Source organism: Pseudomonas sp. MONT-RG-20F-20-E-7-02, from assembly GCF_022662395.1.
In the GTDB taxonomy this organism is placed as follows: domain Bacteria; phylum Pseudomonadota; class Gammaproteobacteria; order Pseudomonadales; family Pseudomonadaceae; genus Aquipseudomonas.
Window position 1 is genome coordinate 35,372 of record NZ_JAKNQN010000014.1, and the last position, 19,678, is coordinate 55,049.

At 60.4% G+C, this 19,678-nt stretch carries 16 protein-coding genes; 4 read left to right on the plus strand and 12 right to left on the minus strand.

The features are described from left to right. Window positions 1-3 precede the first annotated feature (3 nt). From L8I05_RS27625 to L8I05_RS27640, 4 genes are all read right to left on the minus strand, one after another. Entirely contained in the window at window positions 4-786 is a 783-nt protein-coding gene (locus tag L8I05_RS27625) for a hypothetical protein (RefSeq protein WP_242175757.1), read from the minus strand. Next, complete coding sequence (locus L8I05_RS27630; RefSeq protein WP_242175217.1) at window positions 783-1,616, minus strand: DUF4123 domain-containing protein; 834 nt, start codon at window positions 1,614-1,616, stop codon at window positions 783-785. The genes L8I05_RS27625 and L8I05_RS27630 overlap by 4 nt, the downstream gene beginning before the upstream one ends. Then, on the minus strand, window positions 1,616-3,649 hold the full coding sequence (locus tag L8I05_RS27635; protein WP_242175219.1) for a type VI secretion system tip protein VgrG: 2,034 nt from the start codon (window positions 3,647-3,649) through the stop codon (window positions 1,616-1,618). The genes L8I05_RS27630 and L8I05_RS27635 overlap by 1 nt, the downstream gene beginning before the upstream one ends. 300 nt (window positions 3,650-3,949) lie before the next feature. Continuing rightward, window positions 3,950-4,927: a diaminopimelate epimerase gene (locus tag L8I05_RS27640; RefSeq protein WP_242175221.1), complete on the minus strand. Its 978-nt coding sequence runs from the start codon at window positions 4,925-4,927 to the stop codon at window positions 3,950-3,952. 700 nt (window positions 4,928-5,627) lie between these two features. Here L8I05_RS27640 and L8I05_RS27645 point away from each other — a divergent pair. Next, window positions 5,628-6,779 (plus strand): MFS transporter, encoded by a 1,152-nt coding sequence (locus L8I05_RS27645; RefSeq protein WP_177017618.1) that lies wholly within the window; start codon window positions 5,628-5,630, stop codon window positions 6,777-6,779. 26 nt (window positions 6,780-6,805) lie between these two features. Here the strand turns inward: L8I05_RS27645 and L8I05_RS27650 are convergent, their stop codons facing one another. From L8I05_RS27650 to L8I05_RS27680, 7 genes are all read right to left on the minus strand, one after another. Then, window positions 6,806-7,342 carry a type III secretion effector protein gene (locus tag L8I05_RS27650; protein WP_242175228.1) on the minus strand — a complete coding sequence of 179 codons (537 nt, stop codon included), beginning with the start codon at window positions 7,340-7,342 and terminating at the stop codon, window positions 6,806-6,808. Window positions 7,343-7,355: 13 nt separating this feature from the next. After that, entirely contained in the window at window positions 7,356-7,718 is a 363-nt protein-coding gene (locus L8I05_RS27655) for a hypothetical protein (RefSeq protein ID WP_242175236.1), read from the minus strand. Window positions 7,719-7,903: 185 nt separating this feature from the next. After that, a complete protein-coding gene (locus L8I05_RS27660) occupies window positions 7,904-8,074 on the minus strand; it encodes a type III secretion effector protein (protein ID WP_242175237.1) in 171 nt (56 codons plus the stop codon). Window positions 8,075-8,386: 312 nt separating this feature from the next. Next, on the minus strand, window positions 8,387-9,361 hold the full coding sequence (locus L8I05_RS27665) for a hypothetical protein (protein ID WP_242175253.1): 975 nt from the start codon (window positions 9,359-9,361) through the stop codon (window positions 8,387-8,389). Window positions 9,362-9,555: 194 nt separating this feature from the next. Beyond that, the gene (locus L8I05_RS27670) at window positions 9,556-11,961 is read right to left on the minus strand and encodes a TonB-dependent receptor (RefSeq protein ID WP_242175254.1); all 2,406 of its coding nucleotides are present in this window, start codon (window positions 11,959-11,961) and stop codon (window positions 9,556-9,558) included. 97 nt (window positions 11,962-12,058) lie between these two features. Continuing rightward, complete coding sequence (locus L8I05_RS27675) at window positions 12,059-13,009, minus strand: FecR family protein (RefSeq protein WP_242175256.1); 951 nt, start codon at window positions 13,007-13,009, stop codon at window positions 12,059-12,061. 29 nt (window positions 13,010-13,038) lie between these two features. Continuing rightward, window positions 13,039-13,539, minus strand: a complete 501-nt coding sequence (locus tag L8I05_RS27680) for a sigma-70 family RNA polymerase sigma factor (protein ID WP_197629554.1) — start codon at window positions 13,537-13,539, stop codon at window positions 13,039-13,041. A gap of 162 nt (window positions 13,540-13,701) precedes the next feature. Between L8I05_RS27680 and L8I05_RS27685 the strand changes: the two genes are divergently transcribed. The 3 genes from L8I05_RS27685 (at window position 13,702) to L8I05_RS27695 (ending at window position 17,457) form a co-directional block, all read left to right on the plus strand. After that, entirely contained in the window at window positions 13,702-14,502 is an 801-nt protein-coding gene (locus L8I05_RS27685; RefSeq protein WP_242175258.1) for a glucose 1-dehydrogenase, read from the plus strand. After that, window positions 14,495-16,321, plus strand: coding sequence for a glycoside hydrolase family 15 protein (locus tag L8I05_RS27690; protein ID WP_242175260.1), 1,827 nt, complete (start codon window positions 14,495-14,497; stop codon window positions 16,319-16,321). Before L8I05_RS27685 ends, L8I05_RS27690 begins: the two co-directional genes overlap by 8 nt. 230 nt (window positions 16,322-16,551) lie before the next feature. Then, complete coding sequence (locus L8I05_RS27695) at window positions 16,552-17,457, plus strand: alpha/beta hydrolase (RefSeq protein ID WP_242175262.1); 906 nt, start codon at window positions 16,552-16,554, stop codon at window positions 17,455-17,457. Between the two features lie 3 nt (window positions 17,458-17,460). Here the strand turns inward: L8I05_RS27695 and L8I05_RS27700 are convergent, their stop codons facing one another. Continuing rightward, the gene (locus L8I05_RS27700; RefSeq protein WP_242175460.1) at window positions 17,461-19,671 is read right to left on the minus strand and encodes an ATP-binding protein; all 2,211 of its coding nucleotides are present in this window, start codon (window positions 19,669-19,671) and stop codon (window positions 17,461-17,463) included. Window positions 19,672-19,678: the final 7 nt, after the last annotated feature.

Below are 19,678 nucleotides of genomic sequence, written 5' to 3' on the forward strand. Positions count from 1 at the left end.
TTGTTATTGGCACGTGGGATAGACATCACAGGTGCGTCCATCCGGCATCGTTATCGGTTTAAACTCGGGTGTATCGTCGTCGCAAGCGCCTTGCAGATCCTCAAAACTGGTCCCTCGGCAGCGTTTCCATCCGCCGGGTACAGCGATCCATCGTCGATCAAAAGCCGGCTCCTCCTCATCCGTAAGTGTCAGCACCAGCCTGAGTGTCTTTCCTGGTAGCAGAGCTCGTTGTGCAACCCCACCCGCCAGCATTTTTTGCCGCTGCCCGCTCTCGTCCAACGCCCTGCATCTCAGCAGTTTCCTGATCGTATGCGCCCGCCCGACCGTGCGAAAAAGCCACATACATTGCCCACGCAACTCCTGCACACCCGAGGCTGGCACCCCCGCTACATCCTCAGACTCAATAGGATCTGTAAAGTAGATACCCCCCAGGGACCCACCGACATCAGTGCTGCGTGCCCCCCACTTCGCATAAAAATCGAACTCCACACTGCGCAGCGCCGTGGGGCAGCCCTCAATGGTTTCAGTCAACGGCAGGTCATAACTCACCCGCCCGGCTACGGGTTTGTAATCAGCAATAATGATTTTTCGTTCAGGCCTTTTACCCCGTCGCTGCGGCAACTTGCAGAGTTGATATCTGGCGGGACGGTAATTCGCCGCGCCAACAAATCGAAATTGCGCCGGCAAATCCACCTCCAACGTAAAGTGGTTAACCGGCCCTACCGCACAACCCGAAAGCCATGCCGCTCCCAGCACAGCTAATGCGCCACGCATGCACCTGCTCATACTTTTTCCCTCAACCTTCGCCACTGCTCCAGCACCCTTTCGAAATGATCGCCGGGCGCTTCCTCTTGCATCGGTTGCCAGCGAATCACGCTGGTTTGCGTCGCCTCCTCCAACCTGCGTACTACCAGGAATTCAAGTTGCTGCGGCCCGCTCCACTGCCAGGCTCGGGCTTGTTCCAACACCTGGGTCAGCCAGATCCTGGGGTCTTGAAATTCGACTAGCGCGGCGAGACCTTCGCTGTGTTCGGTCAGCAGGTAGCGCAGGATGTTGGCGTGCAGGATGGCTTGCGCTTGGGGGTTGGGCGTGTTCAGCCAAGGCGCAGGCACAGGCGCCGGGTACTCTCCCGGCGCGGGGTTTTCGCCCTCGCACCAGCGGTCTTCATGCCAGTAGTACACAGAGATCAGCGGGCCGAGGAAGACCGGCCAATCATTGATCGACAAGTGGGCCAGCGCGCGAGCCAGGGTGCGGTTATCGTGAATGCGATACACCGCTTGGCTGCCTGCCGGCCCTACCAACAGACGTTCGCGCCAGTGTCGAGCCAGTCCTTGCAGGTCATCGCCCGGCAGACTGCACAGCCAGCCCCAGTTCGTCTGCGGGTGTTGCAGCAACTCGACCAGCGCGGGCTCCCCTAATTGGTCCAGTAGCAGGATCATCGGACCGGTAGAGGCCAGCTCGGCCACAGCAGTCTCAGCGTAGAGACAGCAATACTGCGGCACATGGCGGACCATCAACAACGGCTCCCGGGCGGCGTGTTTTCCGTCAAGGATCAAGCACAATCGGCGCCCCGCCTGATGCTGTCGGGCCATCCAACGGCCGGGCATACTCTCCATCAAGCAGCCCTCCCTGGGATATTGCACAGGCCTTCGCGGCATTGCTCACACACCGGGCAATAGTCAGCGCCCAGCTGCCGGGCCTGCGCCATGAGAGCGCCCTGCGCCGCCGAAATCTTCGGGGCAGTCGCAGCAGAAAAAGGCGCCGTCGAGCGGCTTGCGGGCGGTAAGCCTCCCACCGTAATTGGCCGACTGCTGAAGATGCCACCCGCCTGGATCAGCACATGTTCTCCGCCTGCCTGGAGGCTGATGTGTGCACCCGCATTGATCACCAGGCTGGCACCGGCCTCCAGGTACAGCTGTTGCCCCGCTTTGATGACGAGGGTCTGCCGAACATAGGTATCGCTGTTGCCATGCACATCCAAGCGATCGCTGGCTTTCAGCACAACATTGCGATCGCCCGAGGTGTGACGGTGCTCTTCGCTTTCCAGGTGTACCGTGCTTGAGCCTCGAATGACTTCATGGCGCTCTCCGGCCACCTCCAAACGACTGTCGCGGCCCACGTGCTGTTGCAGGTCGCGCTGGGCACGCAGGTAGATGAGCTCCTCGCCGTGGCGATCTTCAAGGTGCAACTCGTTAGCCCCGCCGCCGCCCCTGGTACTGCGGCTGCGCAACACACTGCGCGTCTTGTATTGCGGCAAGGGATAAGCCGGCATGTGCGATGCATTGGGCAGGCAGCCATTGACCAAGGGCCGGTCGGGGTCGCCTTCAAGGAAAGTCACCAGTACTTCCATGCCCACCCGAGGAATCAGCATCGCGCCAAAACCATCGCCCGCCCAGCCGGAAGCCACGCGCACCCAGCAACTGCTTTTGTCATCGTTTTTATCCAGGCGGTCCCAGTGAAAACGTACTTTCACCCGACCGTAGGCATCGCAATGCACCTCTTCGCCTGCGGGGCCCGTCACCGTGGCGGTCTGGCTGCCATGAATGGTCGGCTTTGGGTGTTTGAGCGGCGGCCGATGCGCTGCGCGCCATGGCGTAGCGGTAAACCGGTTGCGATAGCCCTGGAATGCAGCAGGCTCAAACCCCGCTTCCTCCAGCACTTGCGGTTGATAACCCTCATGGCGTACCGACTTGATTAACCAGAGGTCGTTGCAGGCTGGGTCCGGGTGATCACGCAATTCGAGAAAGTGGCCGCTGCTCAATGCCGGTTGATCACTCTTACCCAGTGCTCGAAAGCAATCGCCTTGAAGACGTTCCAAACCCCGGCGCGCCAGTTGCTTGCCACGTGCGTGACCGTTGAAGCCGGCGGGGTAGCGGTAATCTTCAAGGCTGTGTACCGAGGCTGCACCGGCCTGCTCCTGCAGACGCAACGAAGGGTGTTCGAAGTCATGATCGCGGCGCACGGTTTGCCGACTGCGGATTCGCAGGCGCACATCGAAGCGCCGGATCGCCCGCGTATCAGCCGCCAAGTCGCCCACCGCGCGGTAATGCTGCGCAGGCAAACGCCGAAACACAGTCTGGTCATCACCAAACACCAACAGATGATTATCCGGGCTGTGGCGAAAGTGGTAGTGAATACCCTCTTCTTCACACAGCCTTTGGATAAAGTGCAAGTCGCTTTCTGCGTACTGCACACAGAACGCGCGTGGCGGATAGACCACAGGGCCAAGTTCGAAAGTGTACGCATCGGCAAGGATACCGTGATGTGCAAGTACGGCAGCGATGATCTGCGGCACGCTGCGCTGCTGGAAAATCCGTTGGTCACGCCGATGGGCAAGGCACGCCAGGCGGGGCGCCAGCGTGAGGTGGTAGCGGGTGAACCGCCCCCCGGGATCATCCCGGCCAATGGCGTAGACCTGGCCATGCAGGCCCGCATCCGCCTCGCCAAAATCCAGATAGACCGGCTGGTGCAGCAGCGCGTCGAGATCCAGGGCGGGGTTTTCACTGACTAACTGCAGGTGAATAAAGTAGGGCTGATCAAGACGCTCGCTGCCGTTGAAAGCCAGCACCTGAAAGTCACGGTTTAATTCTGCAAAAGTTGGTTCGGAAAATATCAATTTAAATCGCGGCAAAACAAAATCGCCAACCATCCTTAGTTACCCGTCTTCACGTTTTGACTGAAAGACTTTCCCCCGTTGAATGTTGATTTAACTGCCGGAAAAAAGCGCCTGAATGCATTGAATCTTAGCGATTTCAGGCGAGATTCGGGCCTTCAAAAATAAAAAAGAAGATTCGTACGGCGTAGTCGGAAGTGTCTTTTACAAAACAAGACAAGGCATTATTTTTACAACTACCAATAACAAGAAAACTCCTACGTTAATAGGACACGCATAAGTATCTTGAAGAGAAACGGCTGACACTCATCCAGGATATCAGCCGCACTTGCACATTCAGGCTTGCGGTCGTGCAGTCCCGAATAAACTGACGCTCAGCAACATTTCGGCCTGAACATGCAACCGTACCGGCGCCGTGCCACCCGGCATGACCACGGCCACGTCCCCAGCCTCGACCCAACCTGCCCGCCACGCCGCACAGGCCACGGCGCTGGCGCTGGTCCCGGAGGACGCGGTAGGGCCCTCGCCCCGCTCAAACACCCGCGCGAGTACCTGATTGCCTGAAGAGCGAGCGGCCCATTGCAGATTGATCCCGGCAACGCAGGGTCGGCCGCGCCCGACAGGTGGCGCAAAGGCAATTGCCTGCAACGCTTCAAACAGGCCGCGCTCGTGCATCGCCTGATTGTCAGGTAACGCCCAAGCGTGCTCGACGAGCGTCACACAGTGGGGATTGCCGACACGGACAAACTGGCTGTGTGCCCATTGCGGGTTGATCACAGCCAGGGGCGGTACATGACTGAAGCCAAGATTGCGCCCATCCACACCCTCAGCGCCAACCGCTGAAGGCCCGAACGTCGGCTGCCCCAAGGCCAGCCAGAACCCCGCAACCTGTTCATAGATCGCAGGTTCCACAAACGTTGCAACGGGTGACGCGGTATCGGCTTTGTTGTGATGCACGCGCAAATCACAGCCCTGCGTCATCAAGCCCTGATCGGTCAGCGCCTGAGCAAAAATCGTCAAACCGTTGCCGCTGCGTTCGGCGAGTGTGCCATCGGTATTGACGATGAGCAGGTCAAACGGCGGCACACAGTCGAACGGCCCGACCAACAAACCATCGCAGCGGTGCGCCTTCGCATCCGCCGGACGCGGCAGCGTGCCCCATCCACACTCAGACGCAATCGCCAACGATGCCCAGGCCTGGGCAGTGCTCGCGGCCTGAGCGGCGCTGTACGGCACTTCAATGCCCGCGCGCCTTAACGAGGCCGGGTTGATCACGCCATAGATATTGCCGCGGGCATCGTAGAACTGGGTCATGGGGTCATCCACATCCGTTGTCGCTGAACATCAAAAAGAAAAAATGCTGTGCGATTGTGTGGGATAGCGTCGATTGAAACCACCCGTTGGTCATGGCGAAAAACCAGGCGCGCCCTACACTCCTATTTCCCCTGGATGGACGTTTTCATCAGGCCGAAGTCCGTGCGCAGTCGAGCTAACGCCGTCCTCTTTCCATTCTGCGACAGTGTGCGCAGAGGCCAGCCGTCATTTGCACTCGACGCTCAGAGCAAAAAACTGCTGCGCAAACCTCATCGGTTGTCACTGCACGCCACTGCGGCGGACCGGGTAATTATCGAGAGCTACATCGGCAGGAAAACAACGCCTCGTGGCACGCTGCTGGTTCGCGTAAAGGACGCCGAGGTAATTGAAGTGCGGGCGTATTTGCCTACGCTAAACTGAAGACAGTTCAGAAGTGGCCTGGAAAGTGGCAATCCGCCGCAAGACGCCCGGGGTTCACCAGTTCTCACGGGGATTACTCACTTTCCAGGCCACCTCCCGCCTGCCTGACATTCTTTATGTGGTCGCCCGATACCCTCTCGTTCCCTTTTGGTAAAAATAAAATTACCGACCTGCACGCAAATCTCTATTGCCTTGGGAACCCAGTTCGCTCGATAAGGCCTGATGTGCAAGGATGTCGCACCGGACATCGTTCGTTGAACGCAAAACCAAGGATTTTTTCATGACTGCCATCCCCACCCCAGCGCCCGTGGTTCCCGGGCGGCTGGAGCAAATGTCGACCCGTATTGCATTTTTCATCGCCGGCTTCGGTATCGCGGCCTGGGCTCCGCTGGTGCCATACGCCAAAGCTCGCGCGCAACTCAATGAGGGCACGCTTGGCCTGTTGCTGTTGTGCCTGGGGGTGGGCTCGATCATCGCCATGCCCGTGGCGGGGGCGCTGGCTTCACGTTATGGCTGCCGCCGTGTCCTGACCGCCGGCACGATAATGATCTGCCTGGCCCTGCCGATGCTCGCCACGGTCAGCTCGATTCCGTTACTGATGGCCGGGTTGTTCCTGTTTGGTGCAGGCCTGGGCACCGTGGACTCCACGGTCAACCTGCAAGCGGTGATTGTGGAGCGCGCCAGCGGCAAAACCATGATGTCGGGCTTTCATGGCTTGTTCAGCCTGGGCGGCATCGTCGGCGCAGCGGGCGTCGCCGGACTGCTGGGGCTGGGCCTGTCGCCGCTGCAGGCGACGCTGGTGGTGATTGTCATCATGGCGGCGGCGCTGCTCAAGGCCGGGCCACATTTGTTGCCCTACGGCAGTGAAAGCTCGGGCCCGGCGTTTGCCGTGCCTCACGGCGTGGTGCTGTTCATTGGCTGCTTGTGCTTCATCGTGTTTCTGGCTGAAGGTGCCGTGCTGGATTGGAGCGCCGTGTTCCTGAGTGCCGAGCGTGGCCTCGATGAGGCTTACGCCGGTCTTGGTTATGCCGCCTTTGCCCTGACCATGACCGCTGGCCGCCTGACAGGTGATGCCATCGTCAGACGCCTGGGCGCCACACGCGTCATCGTGATTGGTGGCGCGTTGGCCACTGCCGGCATGTTGCTCGCGACACTTTTACCCGCCTGGGAAACCGCACTGCTGGGGTATGCACTGGTGGGGGCCGGTTGTTCGAATATCGTGCCGGTGCTGTACACCGCCGTGGGCAAGCAAAAGGTGATGCCGGAGCATATTGCAGTGCCGGCCATCACCACCCTGGGTTATGCCGGTATTCTCGCCGGGCCCGCTGTGATCGGTTTTATCGCCCACGGCAGCAGTTTGAGCACGGCCTTTGTACTGATTGCACTGTTGCTGGCCGGTGTAGCCATCAGCGGCAAAATTCTCAAAGTGTGAACCGCTCAGCGCACAAGGCCGGGTCGCTACCTGGCCTTGTGTGCCTCATGTTGCTCCAGCCAGCGCCCCAGGCTTTTATTGCACAGCCACTCTTCGTCTTTCGGGCGACCAAACAGGCGCAGCGTGTTGACACGCTGCAATGATCGCAATAAACCCGGCCGTTCAATGATGTTTTTTGCCGTGTACACACAGTGCTCGCTGTACTTTTTTCCGGGCAGCCCGGTCGCTGGATCCAGAATGGGCAGGCCTTCTGAGTCGCTGTCATCGGGGTCATTCATCACGTTTTTGAGCAGCGCAATTTCCATGTATTCAAGGGTTTCAAAAAAAACCGTGCGGTCCTTGGATTCATCCCTCAATAACTTGAAATAGCCTTGCAGAGCCTGCACGACCTTGGCGTTGCCCTGATCATGAAAAGGGTCCTGGCTAAAGGCTTCAGGGGAGCTGTTACCGCGCAAGGCTGCGGCGGCGGCGCTCAGGCTATCGCGGGTGATATACCCGTCACTGTCGATGATCGCATCGTTCAACCTTGGGCGTTTGAGAATCTCCCTGACTGCCAGGATCACACGGTCCCGCACGTTAATCGCCCCGCAACGGTTGAGCTGCAATTTTCAGCAAAGCCGACTGCGTCAGGCCCCGGGTCATGCCTAGAGAAATGCACAAATCGCTGAAGTCTTTTGCCAACACGTCCAACAAGACGTTATCCGCCGATTTCGGCCCCGGAGGGGTTGTGTCCGCGCGAGCAATCGGCGCGTTCTGCAAGGCCTGATAACGCAGCAAGGACGCGCTTGTGCGCAACGACGACGGCTGGCGTGGCACATCCCGCGTGTTGAAGTGATCATCGCTAGGCGGGTGTGCAACGGGCGACGACAAAGGCCAGCGTGCCTCAGGCCGGTCCATCGCCGGCGACTGCCCGCGCGATACAGCACTGTTAATTTTCATGTGTTAGTTCCCACCTTTTCCAGATCTATGCTTGCCTGAAAGCCACCACACAGGCGCTTTGGATCTTCGAGTCGATTCCCGGGTAGCAAGCAACCGATATGTGGTCAGCTGAACTCAATAGTTCCGGGCAACCGCTGGATACCCATGACAGCATGTAAAAGTGAGCGGGTGCGTCAGACAGGCGTTTACCCACGCCACCACGCGGTAAGGCCATTGATCAATGCGGCCCACAGGCTATTGGAGTGCCTGGACGCCTGGGTATCCGGGTCGCCGGGATGACCTGGGGCAACCATGCCGCGGGCGAAATCAGCGGCCACCGGTGCCCGGAACTTACGCTGGCCGGCATAGGCTTTCATTCGCTGGGTTTCTGCGGCGTATCCGTTCGACAAGGCGGCATGGAAGATGTCATTCGACGCCGCGTCCCTTTTCAGGGATGTTGAGCGATCAACGTCAGGGCCGCTGGGAAAAGCCTCACAGCCGACGGTTTGGCAGGATTGAAACGAAGTTGAGGTCATGTCTTGGCCCTGATTCAGTATCTGAAAAGGCGACCGGCTCCGATAAAGCCGCTGGATAGGTATGCCCTGAGTGGCGAGAGTGTGGAAATAGTTCCTTGCACAATTTGAAGCACGAGGCGCTGCCAAGCGTTCGCAGCGCCTTATTGCTATGGGTTATGCGATCAAGTAAGAAGCCAACACGAGCCCCGCTTGACTGAATTTGTTGTCCCCGGAGTCACTCAAGAGTTCATCCAATATGCCCGTCAAACGGGGGCTATTGACGGTCCTGTCACTCACGTTACGTAGGTGGTCGATTGAACTGTCGCCCGTCCGTTCTAGACCGGCCAGATATTTGAGGTCATTAAGATCGATTTCGCTTTTACCGAACCCCCCTGCTAATTGATTGAAATGGCTGATCAGCTCTTGGACTGCTTGCTTATCAGTGATGTATTTCAAGGGGTTGGGGTTTTGGCTGAACGCCCTGAGATCGCTGATTGAGGCCGGATCACCCTGCCGGAACCAGGCATCCATCGTCTCGGGACGCCTCACAGCCTCCTTGGCGCTGCGAATTGCTCGATTCATTGCAGGGTCGCGACCCAATTCTTTTTGCGCCATTTCTTCAATAGCGCTCCTGCTGAAAGTCGAAGGGTTACACGGCGTTCCATACGCCCTGGCGTCTCTTAGAATACCGGTCAACAGTTGATCGTCGCTCTTCTTCGAGTAGATAGGGTCTGGTTTATCCAGCGTGATCGGGTAGGGGCCATGAGCGTTAGTCGGTGGCATGGGCCTGCCCAACCAAGGGTTCCCCCATTGCTGGTGCTGCTGCGTGCCGCCTTGGGGTGAAGCGTGGTATGAGGCGTGGTATGAGCCCTGATGCGAGCCTTGTTGCATCATTGCAGAGAAATCTGGACTCTGGGCCGGGCGACTATTGAAGTGGCTGTGATGACTCGCTGCCTGCTGCGGCTGACCAAACACCGGCCCATTCTGGCTATGCGATGCATTGAAATTGACGCCTCCAGCGTTGTGGCTGTGGTAGGACGGCGCAGTCGACGCCGTAACATTGACCTTGGCGTGGGACTTTGAATCAACCTGCGGGGTGTCCGCGCTGGATGAAACAGATACTGATGGAGTGGTAGCCGATACCGACATAAGTGCCTCCAGGGCAAGGGTGCGATTATCAACCTGTCGCTCCACGCTAACATCGAAGTCGACCAGGTCTGCCCCTGTGTGGCGTTTCCGTCAGAATAGGTTCCTGATCAGGCAGAAAGCAGCTTGAAGGTGTGTAGGAAACAGGCAAAAAAAATCGCAGCCCTTGGGCTGCGATTGTTCGTATCAAAGATCGGTCAGAACCCGACGCTCGCCTGTACGAAGAACGTACGTGGCTCACCCAGGTACAACCCGGCATTGTTGTCACTGGAGCGCGTGTAGTGCTGTTGGTCGAAGACGTTTTTCACTCCCACGCCCAACTTCAGGTTCGACAGTTGCGCACCGAAGTCATAGCCGCTGCGCACGTTGACCGAGACATAACCGGGAATATCGCCGTACTGGCCGTCGGCAGTGCCTTGGGTGACGTAGGTGGTGCCAGTGCCTGGCGCACGTTGGCCGGATTGGGCATAGACGTCCAGGTTATGGGTCCAGTGGTTGAGGTCGTAACGCAGGCCCGCCGTCGCCACCTCACGGGAGTACAGCGGCAGGTCGCGGCCCTTGAACGGCACATCGCCCTCCGAGGTGGCCTTGGTGTAGGTGAAACCGGCACTGGCGGTCAGGCCGTCCAGGCGTGGGTCGAGGTTCGACAGATCATAATGAGCCGAGGTTTCGATGCCCTGGTGCTTGGTGGCGCCCAGGTTGGTCCAGCCCACATCGTTACTCACATATTGCAACTCATCCGAGAAGTCGATGTAGAACAACGTCACTTCGCCACCCCAGACGCTGTCGTTGTAGCGCGTACCGATCTCGTAGGTCTTGGCTTTTTCCGGGTTCAGGCCATTGGCCGTCTGATTGACCCGGCCGCCCTGCCCGATCTGCGCATACTGCAGGCTGCCGAACGAGGTCTCGTAGTTGGCGAACAGTTTCCAGGCGTCGGAAATGTGGTACATCACGCTCAACGCCGGCAACGGCTCGTTGCTTTGGATCTTGCGGTTCTTTTCCACGGTGCGTACGCCATTCAAGGCGACCACCGGGCGATCATGCCAATGGGTTTCGATATTTTCGTAGCGAATACCCGGCGTGACGGTCCATTTGCCGATATCGATTTTGTTATCGATATAGTACGCATTGGCCACAGTGCCGCCGGTGCGGTCCTGGTAGACGTGCCCGTCATTCTGCCCGCCCGGCGTCGGCACGTTGTTGACCAGGTTCAGGCTGCTGGCCTGCTCATGCATGCCTTCCTTGAGGTAGCGATAACCGAGGCTGACTTCCTGGGTGCTGGGGCCCACATCGAACACATGGGAGACCCGCGGTTCGATGCCAAAGGTGTAATAGGTGCGCGGGTAGGAGACGATGGTCTTCAGGTCGCGGTTGGCGATGTTGCTGCCCCGGAAGCTGTCGGTGTAATAGGTCAGCACTTCCGCCTGGGTACGGTCATCGATCTGACGGATGTACTTGAACGACACGTCCTTGCGGCGGCCGCTGAAGTTGTCGTAGTCGCGTATCGATTGGTACGGGTTGGCGTCGAATTGCTTCTGCGTCAAACCGCCGGGCATGTCGGCGCTGGCGTCGTAGTAGTGGAAATTAAGGGTGAAATCGTCTTGATCGGTCGGCGCCCAGTGGGTCTTGAGGATCACGTCGTCGATGTCGTTGGAATTGTTGCTTTCGCGGTAGCCGTTGCCGTTCACGCCGGTATAGAGCAACGCGACGCCAATGCCGTTGTCGGCGGTGCCGCCTATAAAGGCGTTGTCGACGTGTTTCCAGCCACCGTGTTCAGCCGTCTGCAAGGTCGTGCCGACTTCACCGGAGAATTTCTCCGGAATGGCGCGGGTCACGAAGTTGATCACGCCGCCAACGTTCTGTGGCCCATAACGCACGGAACCGGCGCCACGCACCACGTCGATGCTGTCCAGGTTGCCGGCGGAAATCGGTGCCATCGACAGTTGCGGCTGGCCATACGGGGCGAACGCCGCCGGTACGCCGTCGATCAGCACCGTGGAGCGTGGCGACAGGCGCGACGTCAGGCCGCGCACGCCCACGTTGAGGGAAATATCACTGCCACCGGTGCCGTTGGACTCCTGCACCTGCACGCCAGGCACGCGGCGCAGCACGTCGCCGACGTTCATCGCGCCCTGCTCCACCATGGCTTCACGACGCACCACTGTGCGTGCACCGGGGTGGTTTTGCACCACGGCGGCGTTCGCATCGCCCAACCAGTCGCCGACCACTTTGACATCGGTAACGCCCAGCTCCAGCGGCGAGCCGGCCTCCCCAGTGCCACTGCTCAGCGGGCGCAGAGTGACCGAGCCCGCATCGATCTGGTAATCCAGGCCGCTGCCTTGCAACAGTTGGCGCAGGGCTTGTTCGGGCGACAGGTTGCCGTCGACAGCGGGCGCTTGTTTGCCTGCGACCATGTCCGGGCTGAAAAACACTTGCAGCGACGTCTGCTGGCCCAATTGGCTCAGTGCCGCGCCCAACGGCTGGGCGCGGATATGGATACCGTCGTCGGCATAGGCAGCAGGCACAGCGGCACTGACAGCAAGCGCCAGGGCCAAGGGTGCCCAGCGGGAAATTTTATTGTTGGAGACGGTAAGTTTTTTCACGTCGAGCCTAATCCTGTGATCGCAAGAGTGTGCGGCTGTTAATGCAAACCAGTTGCAGTTGCAGGAGAAGACGAAGAACTCGAAAAAAACCTGAACCTCAGCGCGAAATAATTTCCTGGCTGCCGTCCGGCAAGGTGCGCAAGGCCACCGGCAGGATATGCGGCAAGGCTTTGAGCAAGGCATCGGTGTCGGTGGATTTGAACACGCTGGTCACGCGCAGGTTGCTCACCGCAGCGGTACTGACCCGCAACGGTTGCTCGCGGTAGCGCGACACTTCCCGCGCCACTTCACCGAGGCTGGCGTTATTGAACACCAGCTTGCCGCTGCGCCAGGCCGTCAATTCATCGGTATTCACCGCGTATGCGGCAGCGACGTGCCCCAGGGCATCGACTTGCGTACCCCGGCCCGCTGTCAGCGTGACGATCTGATCGGACGCGCGCCCCTGCACCTTGACCGTGCCAGCTTCGACTACCACGCGGGTCTGGTCATCATCGCGGCGCACGTCAAAGCGCGTGCCAGTGACCGTCACCTGCCCTGCCCCGGCGGCGACGACAAATGGCCGGCGGGTGTCGTGCTCGACGCTGAACATCGCTTCGCCCTGTTTGATTTCGACGCCACGCCGGCCCTTTTCATAGTGCACCGCGACCACGCTGCGGCTGTTCAGGTCCATCACCGAACCGTCGGGCAAGGCCACCTGGCGATGCTCACCCAGGCGCGTGCTGAACTCGGCGCTGTAGGGTTTTGGGTGTTCAAGCCCGCTGAACAAACCCAGCCCCAAGGCGACCGCCACCACACTGGCGGCGACGGCATATCGCGCAATGGCCCGGCGCCTGGGGCGCTCGACCGGCGCATCGCACAAGGCTTGCAATCGGGCTTTGGGCAGCAGGTCAGTGGCACTCCACAAACCTTGCAACACGTCGAATTCATATTGGTGCTCAGGCCGTTCTGCCCGCCATGCGTCGAAGCGCTGGCGCTCTTCGATGCTCAACTCGGCGTCTTGCAGGCGTACAAACCAATGCGCGGCTTCGTCGCGAGCACGGCTATCCATCATGGAAGATCCTGTTTCATCAAAGCGGGTCATGGGGCCATCGCATCCAGGCGGTCACGCAGATGCCGCAAGGTGCGGATCATATACTTTTCCACCATGTTTTTAGACAGGCCCAGGCGCACGGCGATTTCCTGCTGGGTCAGCCCCTCGATCTTCTGCCAGATAAATATCTTGCGACAGTTAAGCGGCAACTCGGCCAACGCCCGCTCGATGGAGTCCGCCAACTGGATCGCGTGCATGAAATGCTCCGGGTCGCCACTGTGGGGCGCACTGTGCTCAAAGGCGTCCAGCGCCAGCGCCTCGCGCCGGTCTTCACGGCGGTAGGCATCCACGGCGATGTTGCGCGCCGTTTGATGCAGATAGGCGCGCGGTTGCGCCACCTCGCTCGAACGCGACTCAAGCACCCGCACGAAGGTGTCGTGGGCCAGGTCTTCAGCTTGCTGACGGTTTCTCAGGCGGCGGGTCCAGGTGCCGATCAACTCTTCGTAATGCTCGAAAAAGCCTGTTCTGCGGGGCGGCTGAGGAATCATCGCGTGAGCACTGGGGAGGCGGGGGCGTGAATAGTAATGCTTCCTATTAAGCGGGGCAATCACCCGCCGTTCAAAGCCATCGTTGCATTTGAGACAACCGGTGAACTTCCGCCACGCGCCGCCAGTCAGCTGAAAGGACTCTCATAAAACGGTGGGTGGGCGATGCAGATTTCGTTGCAGCAACAAGTGGCCCTGGTCACGGGCGCCAGTTCCGGCATTGGTGCAGGCGCCGCCAAGGCACTGGCCGAAGCCGGTGCGGCGGTGGTGCTCAATTACAACTCCCAGGCGGCGCCGGCCGAAGCCCTCGCCGCGCAGATCAACGCCAACGGCGGTCGGGCGATTGCCATCGGCGGCGATGTGTCCAAGGAAGCCGACGTAGAACGCCTGTTCGCCCAAACCCTCGACGCTTTCGGCCACCTCGACATTCTGGTGGCCAATTCCGGCCTGCAAAAAGACGCCAACCTGGTCGACATGACCCTCGACGACTGGAACACCGTGATCGGCGTCAACCTCACCGGCCAATTCCTGTGTGCGCGTGCCGCCGTGCGGATTTTCAATCGCCAGGGCGTGCGCGAGGGCGTGTCGCGCGCCGCCGGCAAAATCATCCACATGAGCTCGGTGCATCAGATCATTCCGTGGGCCGGGCATGTGAACTACGCGGCCTCCAAGGGCGGCGTCGAGATGCTGATGCGCACCCTCGCCCAGGAAGTCAGTGAGCAGCGCATCCGCATCAACGGCATTGCGCCGGGGGCGATTCGCACGGCGATCAACCGTGCGGCCACCGAAGGCGCCGCCGAAAAAGAGCTGTTGAAGTTGATTCCCTACGGCCGGGTCGGCGACGTCGAAGACGTAGCCAATGCGGTGGTATGGCTGGCCAGCGACGCGTCGGATTACGTGGTCGGCAGCACCCTGTTTATTGATGGCGGCATGAGCCTTTATCCGGAGTTTCGTGGCAATGGTTGATTTCAAGAACGAACCCCAAAGCGCCATTGATGCCCACGGCATTATTGGCGATATGCGCAGCGCGGCCTTGGTGAATGACCGCGGTAGCATCGACTTTTTCTGCTGGCCGGAATTCGACAGCCCGTCGATCTTCTGCTCGCTGCTCGACACGCCCGACGCCGGCGCCTTCCAACTGACGCCCGAGCTGAAAAACGCCCGTCGCGAACAAATCTACCTGCCCGACACCAACGTGCTGCAAACCCGCTGGCTGAGCGATGAGGCCGTGGTGGAAATCACCGACCTGCTGGTCATCAGTGAAGAAATCGACGACCTGCCGCTGCTGATTCGCCGCGTGCGTGTGGTCAGCGGCAGCGCGAAAATCCACCTGCGCTGCGCCGTGCGCCACGACTATGCGCGCATCCCGACCCAAGCCAGCCTTGATGACGGCATCGCCTACTTCGCCGCCGACGGCCTGCCCGGCGTGCGCCTGGCCAGCAGCCACGCGCTGCAGATCGAAGACAATGCCGCCGTGGCCAGCTTCACCCTGGCCCAGGAAGAAGGCGCGGAGTTCGTGCTCGGCGGCCAGGACGACCCGCGCGTCAACAACGGCTGCACTGACCTGGCATTGGCGCACACCTTGAAGTTCTGGCGCGGCTGGATCGCGCAATCGAATTACCGTGGGCGCTGGCGCGAAATGGTCAACCGCTCGGCGCTGGCGTTGAAGCTGCTGACCTCGCGCAAACACGGCGCAATTATCGCCGCCGCGACGTTCGGCCTGCCGGAAACCCCAGGCGGCGAGCGCAACTGGGACTACCGCTACACCTGGATCCGCGACGCCTCGTTCACCGTCTACGCGTTCATGCGCCTGGGCTTTATCGAAGAAGCCAACGCCTACATGCGCTGGCTCAAAGGCCGCGTCAGCGACTGCTGCGGCCAACCGACCAAAATCAATATCCTCTATGGCATCGACGGCCGCCAGGAGCTGCCGGAAACCACGCTGGATCACTTCAGCGGCCACGGCGGCGCCAAGCCGGTGCGCATCGGCAATGAAGCGTTTGATCAGATCCAGCTGGATATCTACGGCGAGCTGATGGACGCGGTGTACCTGGTCAACAAGTACGGCGAAGCGATTTCCCACGAAGGCTGGAAACACACCGTGGAAGTGGCGGATCAGGTCTGCGAAATCTGGAACACCAAGGACGTGGGCATCTGGGAAATGCGCGGGGAACAACATCACTTCCTGCATTCACGGCTGATGTGCTGGGTGGCGCTGGACCGCGCAATCCGCCTGGCCTCCAAGCGCTCGCTGCCCGCCCCGTTCGCGCGCTGGGACCAGACCCGCCAGGCGATCTATGCGGATATCTGGAGCAATTTCTGGAATGAAGAGCGCGGGCATTTTGTGCAGCATATCGGTAGCACCGCACTGGACGGCTCGATGCTGCTGATGCCGCTGGTGCGCTTCGTCGCGGCCACCGACCCGCGTTGGCTGTCGACCCTCGAAGCGATCCAGAAAAGCTTGGTACGCGACGGCATGGTCTACCGCTACCGCAACGACGACAGCCAGATCGACGGCCTGCAAGGCACCGAAGGCGCGTTTGCCGCCTGCTCGTTCTGGTACGTCGAATGCCTGGCCCGCGCCGGCCAAGTGGAGAAAGCCCACCTGGAATTCGAACAGCTGCTGCGCTACGCCAACCCACTGGGGCTGTACGCCGAAGAGTTCGACAGCCAGGCGCATCACCTGGGCAACACACCCCAGGCGTTGAGCCATTTGGCCCTGATCAGCGCGGCGACCTTCCTGGACCGCAAACTCAGCGGGGAAAAGACCACCTGGCAACCTTGAGCAGACCTTAAAACACAGCGCTTCCTGATCTAATGAGATCCAAATGTGGGACCGCTCGGGGAAATTGGGTGTGGATCTGTGGCTGCATCATTTCAAACATGTGGTGAGCAGCGCCGATCTGCAGTTGCGGTGACTAGACAAGTCAGCGCAATGCCATCTATACGACCGATGTCCAGTCACAGCATTCGACTAGAGTCGCAGCACTTTTGGCCAGCCCCAAGGAACCGATCATGACCACTGTCGCCCCGCTGCTCCATGTGTGCACGCCCATGCTCAACGTGGCTTATGAAGCCCACGGCCCGGAAGGCGGCGCCCCGGTTATCCTGCTGCACGGTTTCCCCTACGACCCACGCGGCTACGATGCCATCGCGCCGGCGCTGGCCGCGCGTGGGTGCCGGGTGCTAGTGCCGTATCTGCGCGGGTATGGCCCGACGCGGTTTATCAATGATCAGGTGATGCGTTCTGGCCAACAGGCGGCGTTGGCCCAGGACCTGCTGGATTTCATGGATGCCTTGTCCATCCAGCAAGCGACCCTGGCAGGTTATGACTGGGGTGGCCGCGCCGCATGCATCGTCGCGGCGCTGTGGCCGCAGCGGGTGCGCGGGTTGGTGACCGGGGACGGTTACAACATCCAGGACATTGCCAAGTCGCTCAAGCCACGGGCGCCTGAAACGGAGCATCGGTTGTGGTATCAGTTTTACTTCCACACCCAGCGCGGGGTCGACGGGCTGACGGCCAACCGCCGCGAGCTCTGCGAGTTGTTGTGGAAACTCTGGTCACCGACCTGGGCTGAAGGGCCACACCTGTACGGCAACACCGCGCCTTCGTTTGATAACCCGGATTTTGTCGAGGTGGTGATTCACTCCTATCGCCACCGCTTCATGTACGCGCCGGGCGACCCGGCATTGGAAGGCATCGAACAGGCTTTAGCCGCGCAGCCGCCGATTTCAGTGCCGACTATTTCGCTGTGTGGCGCCGATGATGGTGTGGGCCCGGCGCCAGCGGTGGATGACGATGTGGAAAACTTCAGCGGCTATTACCGCCGCCACGTTTTGCCCGGCGTGGGTCACAACATCCCCCAGGAAGCACCGCAGGCGACACTCGCGGCAATCTGCGAGTTACTGGATCGAGGCTGAACGTTACCAGGCAGCGCTGATTCTGAAGCTGAAGACGCTGCCCTGCCCCTCTGCACTTTCGGCCCAAATGGTGCCGCCGTGGGCCTCGATAATGCCGTGGGAAATATACAAGCCCAGGCCGCTGCCACTGGGGTTGCCTTCGCGGGATGTCCAGTAGCGCTCGAAAATGTTGGGCAGTTGCGCCGCGCCGATGCCGGCGCCGTTGTCACACACGCGAAACAGCACTTCTGCGCCTGCCGCCTGGGCAATCACTTCAATGGCCCCGCCCACGTCGGTGAATTTCAGCGCATTGCCAAGCAAGTTGGAAAACACCTGAAACAGCCGCTCCGGGTCGGCCTGAATACGCAGGCCTGGCTCGCTGCGCCAAGTGAGGTTGACGCCCTTGGCCGCCGCCAGCGGGTGCCACATCAGGCCGAGCTGCTCCAGGGTCGCCGCCACTTCCAGCGGTTGCAGGTTCACGTGGTAGCGCCCGGCCTCTATGCGGGAAATATCGATCAAGTCTTCGAGTAACGTGTTCATGCGCGACGTTGCGGTTTGCATGGTTTGAATCGCAATGTTCAAACGATGGGTGGTCTTGGTGTCATCGACGGGCACCATTTTGCTCATCATGCCGCATTGCATCAGCAGAATCGTCAGCGGGCTGCGCAAGTCATGGGAGACCACCGCCACCATCTCATCGCGCGCGCGTACGGCGGCATGTTCACGCTGCACCTGGCGCGCCAGGTCATGTTCGAGGGCGTTGCGGCGCAGGTTCTCCACCGCCTGCAGCTCGGAGCCCGACCACTGCAATGCCTTGCCGTCGACCTGCTGCTTCCACCGTTCAAAGGATAGCCGTGGGCTCAACGCCGTGGCCCCCGCCTCGCGGTGTTTGATCGGTTCGCCGCTCCACTGCACCGTGGTTTTGACCTCCGGGCGAAACCACATCACCGCGTTGTCCACGGGCTTGGGCAAGCGAAAGGCCAATAGGCCGCTGGCCACGGTTTGATAGGCGGCGGCCGGGGCGAAGTCGGCGGACAATTGGTGTGTGGCAACCACGCCTTTGCCCTGCTGCTCAATCCAAGGGTACAGGGCGCGAATTTCATCTTCCGTCGGGCAAACGCCAAACCGGTGCAGGCGCTCCTCCACCAGAATCGCCAGCCCATCGGCGGTGGTCAGGTTCACCAGAGTTTGCGTGTACGGCAGCAGGCTCTCCACCACATCCCCCGCACCCGCCGCCATCGCGCTGACCAATGCATCGATCATGCTGGTTTTTTCCAACTGCTGGCGGTGGGCATCTTTGTTCTGCAGCAAGGTGATCTGCATCGACAACAACTGGCCGATGCTGATGCACGCCGTGCGCAATTCGTAGGGCACGCGCAGCGGTTCACGATGGCCACAGGTGATCAAGCCCCAGAGTTGATCGTCCTTGAGCAGGGAAATGCTCATCGACGAGTGCACGCCCATGTTTTTTAAGTAATGGCAGTGCACCGGCGAGACACTGCGCAGCACTGCAAAGCTGAGGTCCAGGGCCTGGCCGGTGTCGGGGCGCAGGGCCGGCAAGATCGGCACCGGCATGTACGCCGCATCAGGGATGACCCGGATCCAGTTCAGCCGATAGAGTTCGCGGGCCTGGGGCGGAATATCCGAAGCCGGGAAGCACAGGCCCAAGTACGGCTGCATGCCGTCGCTGAGGGATTCGCCGATGACTTTACCGTGACCCTCCTGCTCAAAGCGGTACAGGGTGACCCGGTCATAGCCGGTCAAGGCACGGATCTCGGTGACGCAGGTCTGGTACAAACCATCGAGGGTTTTGGCCGCCTGCAAACGACGCAGGGTGCGCGCCACGTGCAGCGCAGCAGCGTGCCGGGGCGCCTCGGAGCGTTCCAACTCGAGAAACAACAGGCCCTGATGGCGATGCAGCAATGCGTCAAACAGTGCGCCGTTGAGCATCACCTGATGCAGCTCGTCTTCATCGGCATCCAGCTCGAGCAGAGCCAGGCGAATCTGCGCCAGCGCGTCAACGCCGATCAGGCTGCCCAAGCCCTGCCCGGACAACGCTTCCGGGCCCAGGCCCAACGCGACATTCAGGTTAGAGCTGGCTTGCAGCACCACCAGCGTCGGCTCGCTCAAGGTCAGCAACAGGCCGTGGGGCTGGATCGTCCCAGGGATGTGAATCGGCTCGCTCGCGCAATCGTCCCGCAGGGGATCGGCGCTGATCGCAGGCAATGGCTTCATGGGGCAG

Coding starts and splice junctions, on each gene's coding strand:
- L8I05_RS27625 (WP_242175757.1), bottom strand. CDS start 786: ATGAGCAGGTGCATGCGTGGCGCATTAGCTGTGCTGGGAGCGGCATGG.
- L8I05_RS27630 (WP_242175217.1), bottom strand. CDS start 1,616: ATGGAGAGTATGCCCGGCCGTTGGATGGCCCGACAGCATCAGGCGGGG.
- L8I05_RS27635 (WP_242175219.1), bottom strand. CDS start 3,649: ATGGTTGGCGATTTTGTTTTGCCGCGATTTAAATTGATATTTTCCGAA.
- L8I05_RS27640 (WP_242175221.1), bottom strand. CDS start 4,927: ATGACCCAGTTCTACGATGCCCGCGGCAATATCTATGGCGTGATCAAC.
- L8I05_RS27645 (WP_177017618.1), top strand. CDS start 5,628: ATGACTGCCATCCCCACCCCAGCGCCCGTGGTTCCCGGGCGGCTGGAG.
- L8I05_RS27655 (WP_242175236.1), bottom strand. CDS start 7,718: ATGAAAATTAACAGTGCTGTATCGCGCGGGCAGTCGCCGGCGATGGAC.
- L8I05_RS27660 (WP_242175237.1), bottom strand. CDS start 8,074: ATGAAAGCCTATGCCGGCCAGCGTAAGTTCCGGGCACCGGTGGCCGCT.
- L8I05_RS27665 (WP_242175253.1), bottom strand. CDS start 9,361: ATGTCGGTATCGGCTACCACTCCATCAGTATCTGTTTCATCCAGCGCG.
- L8I05_RS27675 (WP_242175256.1), bottom strand. CDS start 13,009: ATGGATAGCCGTGCTCGCGACGAAGCCGCGCATTGGTTTGTACGCCTG.
- L8I05_RS27680 (WP_197629554.1), bottom strand. CDS start 13,539: ATGATTCCTCAGCCGCCCCGCAGAACAGGCTTTTTCGAGCATTACGAA.
- L8I05_RS27685 (WP_242175258.1), top strand. CDS start 13,702: ATGCAGATTTCGTTGCAGCAACAAGTGGCCCTGGTCACGGGCGCCAGT.
- L8I05_RS27690 (WP_242175260.1), top strand. CDS start 14,495: ATGGTTGATTTCAAGAACGAACCCCAAAGCGCCATTGATGCCCACGGC.
- L8I05_RS27695 (WP_242175262.1), top strand. CDS start 16,552: ATGACCACTGTCGCCCCGCTGCTCCATGTGTGCACGCCCATGCTCAAC.
- L8I05_RS27700 (WP_242175460.1), bottom strand. CDS start 19,671: ATGAAGCCATTGCCTGCGATCAGCGCCGATCCCCTGCGGGACGATTGC.